Genomic DNA, 254 nt, shown 5'->3' with positions numbered 1-254 from the left:
ACAGTCAGGAGGTTGGCTTAGAAGCAGCCATCCTTTAAAGAAAGCGTAATAGCTCACTGATCGAGTCGTCCTGCGCGGAAGATGTAACGGGGCTAAGCGATAAACCGAAGCTGCGGGTGTGCACTTTGTGCACGCGGTAGGAGAGCGTTCTGTAAGCCTGCGAAGGTGGCTTGTAAAGGCTGCTGGAGGTATCAGAAGTGCGAATGCTGACATGAGTAGCGATAAAGGGGGTGAAAAGCCCCCTCGCCGTAAGT

The 254-nt window shown here is 53.1% G+C and carries 1 rRNA gene; it reads left to right on the top strand.

The window, feature by feature from the left end:
* Positions 1-254 (top strand): 23S ribosomal RNA (locus IB268_RS30970); the annotation flags it as partial.

It is taken from the genome of Achromobacter sp. ACM01 (assembly GCF_014851745.1).
GTDB classification, from domain to species: Bacteria; Pseudomonadota; Gammaproteobacteria; order Burkholderiales; family Burkholderiaceae_B; genus Achromobacter; species Achromobacter aegrifaciens.
Note: the sequence above shows the minus strand (reverse complement) of the source record. Positions and strands in the feature narration are given on the sequence as shown.